This window comes from Mycobacterium sp. (assembly GCF_035603715.1).
Lineage (GTDB): Bacteria > Actinomycetota > Actinomycetes > Mycobacteriales > Mycobacteriaceae > Mycobacterium.
Genome location: NZ_DATNJW010000411.1, coordinates 1 through 8,075, shown reverse-complemented (window position 1 = coordinate 8,075; position 8,075 = coordinate 1). Strand labels below are relative to the sequence as shown.

At 65.1% G+C, this 8,075-nt stretch carries 9 protein-coding genes and 1 tRNA gene; 3 read left to right on the top strand and 7 right to left on the bottom strand.

Annotated elements, in window-relative coordinates; all coding sequences use genetic code 11:
- Nucleotides 1-142 precede the first annotated feature (142 nt).
- Nucleotides 143-1,339 (top strand): cysteine desulfurase-like protein, encoded by a 1,197-nt coding sequence (locus tag VN856_RS17025; protein WP_325691063.1) that lies wholly within the window; start codon nucleotides 143-145, stop codon nucleotides 1,337-1,339.
- On the opposite strand, the gene VN856_RS17020 is transcribed toward VN856_RS17025, so the two are convergent.
- Nucleotides 1,336-2,313 carry an NAD(P)H-quinone oxidoreductase gene (locus VN856_RS17020; RefSeq protein WP_325691065.1) on the bottom strand — a complete coding sequence of 326 codons (978 nt, stop codon included), beginning with the start codon at nucleotides 2,311-2,313 and terminating at the stop codon, nucleotides 1,336-1,338. The two genes, VN856_RS17025 and VN856_RS17020, sit on opposite strands and share 4 nt — an antisense overlap.
- 66 nt (nucleotides 2,314-2,379) lie before the next feature.
- Here VN856_RS17020 and VN856_RS17015 point away from each other — a divergent pair, with 66 nt between their 5' ends.
- Nucleotides 2,380-2,868, top strand: coding sequence for a MarR family winged helix-turn-helix transcriptional regulator (locus VN856_RS17015; protein WP_325691061.1), 489 nt, complete (start codon nucleotides 2,380-2,382; stop codon nucleotides 2,866-2,868).
- 54 nt (nucleotides 2,869-2,922) lie between these two features.
- Nucleotides 2,923-3,012: transfer RNA gene (locus VN856_RS17010), tRNA-Ser, on the top strand.
- Between the two features lie 33 nt (nucleotides 3,013-3,045).
- On the opposite strand, the gene VN856_RS17005 is transcribed toward VN856_RS17010, so the two are convergent.
- The 6 genes from VN856_RS17005 to lipE all read right to left on the bottom strand — a co-directional run bounded on the left by VN856_RS17005 (nucleotide 3,046) and on the right by lipE (nucleotide 8,009).
- Nucleotides 3,046-3,891, bottom strand: a complete 846-nt coding sequence (locus VN856_RS17005) for an enoyl-CoA hydratase/isomerase family protein (RefSeq protein ID WP_325691059.1) — start codon at nucleotides 3,889-3,891, stop codon at nucleotides 3,046-3,048.
- Between the two features lie 16 nt (nucleotides 3,892-3,907).
- Nucleotides 3,908-4,513, bottom strand: coding sequence for a muconolactone Delta-isomerase family protein (locus tag VN856_RS17000; protein WP_325691057.1), 606 nt, complete (start codon nucleotides 4,511-4,513; stop codon nucleotides 3,908-3,910).
- Between the two features lie 66 nt (nucleotides 4,514-4,579).
- On the bottom strand, nucleotides 4,580-5,272 hold the full coding sequence (locus tag VN856_RS16995; RefSeq protein WP_325691055.1) for a type 1 glutamine amidotransferase domain-containing protein: 693 nt from the start codon (nucleotides 5,270-5,272) through the stop codon (nucleotides 4,580-4,582).
- Nucleotides 5,273-5,394: 122 nt separating this feature from the next.
- On the bottom strand, nucleotides 5,395-6,270 hold the full coding sequence (locus tag VN856_RS16990; protein WP_325691053.1) for a cyclopropane mycolic acid synthase family methyltransferase: 876 nt from the start codon (nucleotides 6,268-6,270) through the stop codon (nucleotides 5,395-5,397).
- 136 nt (nucleotides 6,271-6,406) lie between these two features.
- A complete protein-coding gene (locus VN856_RS16985; protein WP_325691051.1) occupies nucleotides 6,407-6,745 on the bottom strand; it encodes a hypothetical protein in 339 nt (112 codons plus the stop codon).
- Nucleotides 6,746-6,752: 7 nt separating this feature from the next.
- Entirely contained in the window at nucleotides 6,753-8,009 is a 1,257-nt protein-coding gene (gene lipE / locus VN856_RS16980) for a lipase LipE (RefSeq protein ID WP_325691049.1), read from the bottom strand.
- Nucleotides 8,010-8,075 lie beyond the last annotated feature (66 nt).

Genomic DNA, 8,075 nt, shown 5'->3' with positions numbered 1-8,075 from the left:
TAATGCGATCAGCGTCCCCCACCAGAGCCCCACGCGACTATTATTGCTGGCCGGGTGACCTGGCTCGGGACGGCGGGGACGTATTCGGGCGCCCGCTACCGTCACAGGTTCTCTTATTATGCGTGGCTCTAAGGTGGCTGGTATGGCATACGACGTCGCCCGAGTGCGGGGATTACACCCGTCGCTCGGGGACGGTTGGGTGCACTTCGACGCACCGTCCGGGATGCTGATCCCCGACTCGGTAGCAACTACCGTCTCGACGGCTTTCCGCGGCTCCTTCCCCAGCACGGCCGGCCCGCATCCGTCCGCCAAGCGCAGTGCGGCCGTGCTCGAGGCGGCCCGTCAGGCGGCGGCGGATCTGGTCAATGCCGATCCCCGTGGCGTGGTGCTGGGCGCCGACCGCGCGGTGTTGCTGGCGTCGTTGGCCGACGCATCGTCTACCCGATCCGGCCTGGGTTACGAGATGATCGTCACCCGGCTCGACGACGAGGCGAACATCGCGCCCTGGCTGCGCGCAGCAAACCGCTTCGGCGCCAAGGTGAAATGGGCCGAGGTCGACATCGAAACCGGTGATCTGCCGTCCTGGCAGTGGGAGGGTTTGATCGGTCAGGCGACCCGTCTGGTCGCGGTGACGTCGGCATCGGGAACGCTGGGCACCTTCACCGACCTGCGGCCGGTCACCAAGCTGGTTCACGACGTCGGCGGGTTTGTGATCGTCGACCATTCCGCTGCCGCGCCGTATCGGTTGATCGACATCGACGACATCGACGCCGACGTGGTGGCGATCAATGCGGTGGGCTGGGGCGGTCCGCCGGTGGGCGCCTTGGTGTTCCGCGACCCGGCGATGATCAACACCTTCACGTCGGTGTCGACCAACCCGCACGCCACCGGTCCGGCACGTCTCGAGCTCGGGGTGCACCAGTACGGTCTGCTCGGCGGCTTCGTCGCCAGCATCGAATACCTGGCCTCGCTCGACGAGGCCGCGCGTGGGACTCGGCGTGAAAGGCTGTCCACCTCACTGCAATCCGCAACCACCTACATGGACGGGATATTCGAATACCTGATGGGCTCGCTGCGCTCGCTGCCGTTGGTGGTGGTGATCGCCCGGCCCGAGTCCCGGATACCCGTGGTCAGTTTCGCGGTTCACGAGGTGCCGGCCGAGCGCGTGGTGCAGCGGTTGGCGGACAACGGCATTCTCGCGATTTCCAACGCCAACTCGCGGGTGCTCGACGTGATCGGGGTCAACGATGTGGGCGGTGCCGTCACCGTCGGCCTCGCGCACTACTCGACGATGGCCGAGGTCGACCAGTTGGTCCGCGCGCTGGCGTCGTTGGGCTAGACCGTCAGCACGATCTTTCCGGTGATCTCTCCGGCCTGCAGCAGCCGGTGAGCCTCGGCGGCCTGTTGAATCGGTACGCGCGCCCCGATCACCGGTCGGACACGTCCGTCGGCAATCATCGGCCAGACCGACTCCACCACCGCCGCCACGACTTCACTCTTGCTGTTCGGCCCGGTAGTCGGCCGGCCGCGCAGCGTCGTTCCGATGACATGCGCTCGTTTGCTCATCAGCTTGGCGATGTTGAGTTCACCCTTGATGCCGCCCTGCATGCCGATGATGACCAGGCGGCCATCGTTGGCCAGCGCGTCGATGTTGCGGTCCAGGTACGAGGCACCCATGATGTCGAAGATCACGTCGGCGCCCGCGCCGTCGGTCGCTTCCCGCACCCGTTCGACGAAGTCCTCGTCGCGGTAGTTGATCAAGATCTCGGCACCGAGTTCGCGGCACGATTCCAGCTTGGCTGCCGATCCCGCGGTGACGGCGACCCGGGCGCCCAGTGCACGGCCGACCTGAATGGCGTGGCTTCCCACCCCGCTGGCGCCGCCGTGCATCAGCAGCAGTTGACCCTCGCTCAGATGCGCGGTCATCGCCAGGTTCGACCAGACCGTGCAGGCCACCTCCGGCACGCCGGCCGAGTCCTGAAGATCGAGGCCAACGGGATGCGGCAACAGCTGGCCCGCGGGAACGGCCACGTATTCGGCGTAGCCACCGCCGGCCAGCAAAGCGCAGACTTCTTGCCCCGGTGCCCATCCCGTCACGTCGTCGCCGACCGCCTCGATGACACCGGAGACCTCCATGCCGAGCAGTTCGCTGGCGCCCGGTGGTGGCGGATACAGCCCGGCGGCCTGCAGCAGGTCGGCTCGGTTGACGCCGGCAGCGCTGACCTTGACCAGAACCTCTCCGCGGCTCGGGGTGACGTCCGGGACTTGCTGCCAAGAGAGTTGTTCGGCGGATTCGACGACGATGGCGTACATGTCCGCCACGCTACTACCTGCATATTCGGTCTGTTCCAAAGGCGCTGTGTCGCATAGCATGACGTGATGGCCGCCCTGATTGCGGGCCGCACAGCCAGCGACATGCCCGGGCTGGATATTGCCGAGCAGAAATCGTGGCAGAACTTCCTGGACTCCACCCTGCGCTTGTATGCGATGCTCAATCGTCGACTTTGCGAGGCGCATGAACTGTCGCTGTTCGACGTCAGGGTTCTCGACATGTTGGACCATGCGCCGAGCGGATCCGTCCGGATGGGTGATCTCGCCGAGGCGCTGGCATCGTTGCCGAGCCGGCTCACCCGTCAGATCCGGCGCCTCGAAAGCCGGGGACTGGTGCGCCGCGAGGCCAGTAAAGCGGACGGGCGAGGAGTGGTCGCGGCGATCACTGCGGACGGCCGGACCGCGGCGCAGCAGGCCATGGTGACCTACGCCGAGTGCGTGCGGACCAACTTCCTGGGCCAGTTGTCCCGTTCGCAGGTTGCGGCGATGGGGGAGAACTGCCGCCGGATCAGCGTCGCGCTGAGGCGATCCGGCTAACGACGCCGGGCGGCGAGAGGCGGGCGATCAAACCTAGCCGCTACCCTTGTCCGCGGTGGCGTGGCAGAGCGGCCTAATGCACTCGCCTTGAAAGCGAGAGACGGCTAACACCGTCCGGGGGTTCAAATCCCTCCGCCACCGCCAGTGGGCCCGCCCGCGAGATCGCCCGATTGTCGGTCACCGTTTGATTTGGCCTAGGTAGTACCCGAGACGGTTTTCCACCTCGCCAGGTTGGTGAAAGCCTTGCGCCATCAGTGCTTGGATACCGGCCTGGGCAGCCGGTCGCCCGATCGAGGCCATGCACGCATCCCAGCCGGCGCCGAGCTCTACCTCCGGTGGCAGGCTCGTGTTGACGAGGCGCTTGGTATTGGCGATGGCCCATTTGTCGAATCCGGAAATTCGGGTGGCCAGCGCTTCGACGAACGCGTCTAGTTCGGCATCGGGCAGGGCGCGGTTGACGTACCCATAGGCCTCGGCCTGCTCGCCGCGGATGTCCTCCGAGCTCAACAGCACCTCTAAAGCGCGATTACGTCCGATGAGCTGAGGCAGCCTGGCCATGGGACCGCCGCCGGGGACCAGTCCCACGCCGACTTCCCATTGGGAGAGGATGGCCTTTTCCCGGCTGGCAAAGCTCATGTCGCTGGCGAGTGTGAGCTCGCTGCCGTTGCCGGTGGCGCGGCCGCGGATGAGTGCGATGGACACGACGGGCGCGCGGGTCAGACGCACGAGAAAATCTGGCCACTGCGGCAAGCCAGTCGGGCCGGCCGGTAGGGCGGTGAAGTCATCGAAATTCGCTGTGAAATCAGAATGATTCAGGAAGTAGTCGTCGACGGCGCTGTCGAAGACGACGACTCTTACGTCATCGTCGGTCTCGAGGGCGTTAATGACTTCGTGGAATTGCCCGATCATTTCCGGGCTCATGACGTTGATCGGCGGGTTGTCGATAGTGACACGCCAGTAGGCGGCCGATCGTCGAGTCAGACGAATTCTTGCCGATTTGGGAGGCGGAGTCGCGGTTGTCATTAAATCGTCCTCTTGATCAGTTCGGTTGGGCGGCAGGGTCGTTGGGATGAAGCGAAAGCTGCGTCGTGGTAGTTGTCATCCACGGGCTGAGGGGCAGCGACGTCACGATGGTGTCGATCTCCTCGTCGTCGCGGGCGTTCCACAGGCCGAGAGTTCGCCGGAGCGGCGGTTGCGCTGCCAGCGCCCATAGTCGGCGGAGGTGGCCTTGGCCGGAAAGCTCGCGAGCACGCTGGGCTTCGTCCTTCAGCTTGTCATCCGCGGCATTCGGCACCGTCCCGTCGGGGACGTCGATCGTCATCGCGATCAGGAATTCATGGCCCGGGCCAACTCGCGACAATGCGGGGTCGTTCGGATGTGGCGACAGCGGCGTGACCTCGTCAGTGCGCCAAATCCGCAGTGGCATTGAGGCAAGTACGGATTCCAGTTCTGCGGGGCCGTCCGCAGCGAAGAGGCCCAGTGTGCGCCATTCACCAGGTCTCAGTGGGGGGCGCCACAAACGGCGAAGGTTTCCGCGCTCGGCAAGGTCGTGGGAGTGGGCAGCCTCCCGCAGCCGCACCTGCGCCACGGTCTCATCAGCCGTACCCGGCGGGACGTGCGTGGTCATCGTGACGAGGAACTCCACGGCGCCTCCCTGCCGAGACTGCTTGAGAGCCAAAGATATCGAGCCGAGCGGCTGTGCGAATTGATGCTAGTGCAGTGCAGCTAGGACTTGCTCCGCCAGCGGTGCGGCTGATGCGGGATTCTGGCCCGTGTACAGATTGCGGTCCACCACCGTGTAGGGCTTCCATATTTCGCCCCGGGTGAACTCGACGCCCAGCTTGACCAATTCGTCTTCGACCGTCCACGGGGCCTTCACGCGCAGTCCGACCGCATCCTCTTCGTCATTGGTATACGCGGTGACCCGGTAGCCGGTGAACGGTGAGACACCGTTCCGACGAGTGGCCAGGATCGCGGCGGGCGCGTGGCAGACGATGGCCAATGGCTTGTCGGAGGCGAGCGCTGCGGTGAGTAGCCGGCCGGAGTCTGCGTTCTTCCACATATCCTCCATCGGGCCGTGACCCCCGGGGTAATAGACGGCGTCGTAGTCGTCCAAGCGGGCGTCCGCCAATTCGATTGGCCTGCGCAACTCCTCGGCGGAAAGGAGAATCTGCTCGAGCTCCAAGGCGATCTCCGCGCTACCGGCCATGGCGGGACGCAGGCTCATCGCGTCCACGTACGGCACCACGCCGCCGGGCGTGGCCACCACGACCTCATGACCGGCTCCGGTCACTGCGCGGTACGGGGCCGCAAACTCTTCAGCCCAGTAACCGGTTGGATGCCGGGTGCCATCCTTGAGCGTCCAATAACTTGTCCCGGTCATGACAAACAAAAGCTTGGACATATCGCTCCCTGCGTTACCGGGGACCGCGAGTCGGTCAGTTCACGGCCGAGCCTCACAACGATCGAAATCGTACGCTCGCGCCCTTACCGTCCGGGGGTTCAAGTCCCTCCCCACCGCCAGTGCTAATCCTTGACGAGGGTGAACTGCGCGATGTCGGTGATGCTGCGACGAAAGAAGTCCGCGCACCCGGTCAGGTAGCGCATGAACCGGTCGTAGTTCGCCTCGTCCGTGATCGCGATCGCCTCATCACGCTTGGCCTCGAGGTTGACCGCCCACATGTCCAGCGTCCTGGCGTAGTGCGCGCGGAGGCTGTGCACCCGCTCGACGCCGAAACCGGCTGCGGCCGCGAACTGCACCACGTCGTCTTCGGAGGGCAGTTCGCCGCCGGGGAAGATCTCCTGTCCGATGAACCGCATGAACCGCAGATCGTTCATGGTGATCGCCACTCCGTTGGCCGCGAAGAACCCTTGGGGCCGTCCGAGGATCGTGTGCAGCAGCATCCGGCCATCGGCGGGCAGCGCTCGGTGCGCCGACTCGAAGAACGCGGCGTAGCGCGCCTTGGTGAACGCCTCGAATGCACCGATACTCACGATGCGGTCGACCGGCTCGTCGAACTCCTCCCAGCCCTGGAGTCGCACCTCGACCGATCGCGTCGTCGGCACCTCCGCCAGCCGGGACGTGGTCCACGCGTGCTGGTTGCGGCTCAACGTGATGCCGATGACGTTGACGTCGTAGTGCCGCAACGCGTGTTCCAGCGCGCCGCCCCACCCGCAACCGATGTCGAGCAGCGTCATGCCGGGCTCGAGGTTCAGCTTGCTCAGCGCGAGGTCGAACTTCGCGACCTGCGCCTCGTCGAGCGTCATGTCGTCGCGCTCGAAATATGCGCAGGTGTAGCCCATCGTGGGACCCAGGAACAGCGCGAAAAAGTCGTCGTTGAGGTCGTAAATCGACTGCGACGTTTCGTAGTCCGGCGTCAAGCCGCTGCTTCGACCAGCCATTGCAATAGCTACCCATCCAAGTCATGAAGTCGGGCAGCAGAAAGTAGGCGCTGATTTCTTAGCGCCCGCCGTCGCTGGTCCCCCGACCACAGCCAAACGTGCTCCGAGCATGTTAGACCGGCTTGGGTTAACGGCGTTAATTGTGGTGCATGAAGGTGTCGGCCAGATGCACGCCGATCCCCAGGGCGACGACGACCAGTAGCAGCGCCAGCGCAGGCCAGATCCACATCAGCCAGCCACGCACCGCCGTGACGATCACGCCTGACACTCCGATCAGGACCGCGACCCCGACCCCGCCCCATGTCACGGCATAAGCGCCGTTGAGCGCCCCGGCGTCGCAGTGCTCATTGCACGAGTCGGCGGCCATCACGAAGAAGAACGAGAACCCGACCGTGGCCATTGCGGCGAGCGCCGCGAGCACGGACAGGATCGAGGTGAGGGTGATGTCAACAGCGGAATGGCGTCGCGGCTGCATCACCCAACTATCGCGCAACCTGCGGGATTTCGGCGGCGATGCGGTCCATGAGCGCGGTGTACCGCCTGATCTCGGGGTCGCGGCCGGGCTTGCCGCTGCTCACCACACCGGCGGCCAGTCCGCGGTCGGGATCGGCCCAGATCGCGCAGTTGACCAACCCGAGATGGCCGAACGCTGCGGGGGCAGCCAGGCCGAACGGGCCGAAACGCTTTGTGCCGAGTTGGAAGCCGGTACCCCAGCGGGCCGGCATGAGTCCGGTTGCCACGTCCGGTCGCAGTCGGCGGCATTGCCGGGTCGCGTCGCGCAGTGTTTCGGGGCTCATCACCCTCAGCCCGTCGAGTTCGCCTCCGCGACGCCATATTTCGGCGAATCTGGACATCTCGGCAGCGTTCGAGACGGTGTTTGACGACGGGATCACGGTCTTCAGAAAGAGAGGTGTGTTGGTGATCGGGATGATCTCGTGTGTGGTACCGCCTACCGCTTTGCGGAAGGCTGCCGCAATCGGAGCGGGCAGCAGGGGTGTGCCGGTGGCATGACTGGGCGCCACCAATGGGATATCCTCTTCTGCCACACCGAAATTGGTCCAGCGGAAATTCAACGGGTCGAGGATCTCGCTGGCCAGAATTTCGCGGACATCCTTACCCGTTGCGGCGTAGATGATTTCGCGCATCAGTGGGCCCCAGGTCAATGCGTGGTAGATGTGCACCAGCCCCGGCCGGTACAGCGGGCGCAGCTTGCTGAGCTGTTCTTGCGCGTACTCGTGATCGTCGGCTCGTTTGAGGTCCGCCTTGGGTCCGGTCGGAAATGGGACGCCGGCGCTGTGGGTCATTACGTGCCGGATAGTGGTGCGGTCCTTGCCGTGGCTGGTGTAGGTCGGCATGTACTTGCAGACCCGGTCGTCGAGTGAGAGCTGACCGCGCTCGACGAGCATGTGCACGACGGTTGCGGTGATCGCCTTGGCGGACGAGTAGACGCAAAACGGCGTATCGGTCTTTACCGGGACCTTCTCGGCGTCGGCCGGGTCGGTTGGGGCGTTGCCCCAGCCGTGCCCGATCGCCCGGTTCAGCACGACCTTGCCGTTGTGCCGCACACACACCTGAATCGCCGGATGCATGCCGGCCTTGTACCAGTGACGGGCGGCCTGCCAGATCCGCTCGACGGCCGCCGGGTCGATCCCGGAGTGGTCTTCTTCGCCGATTGCGGTGACGGCGTCGAGGTCGGCGGGTACCTGAACTCTGCCCCGTAAGTCATCCTGGCCGGCCATGCACATCCCCTCTGAGTCGACAGTCGAAACCCCTCCGTGAGGGTACGTGGGCGTTTTCGTTGTCGA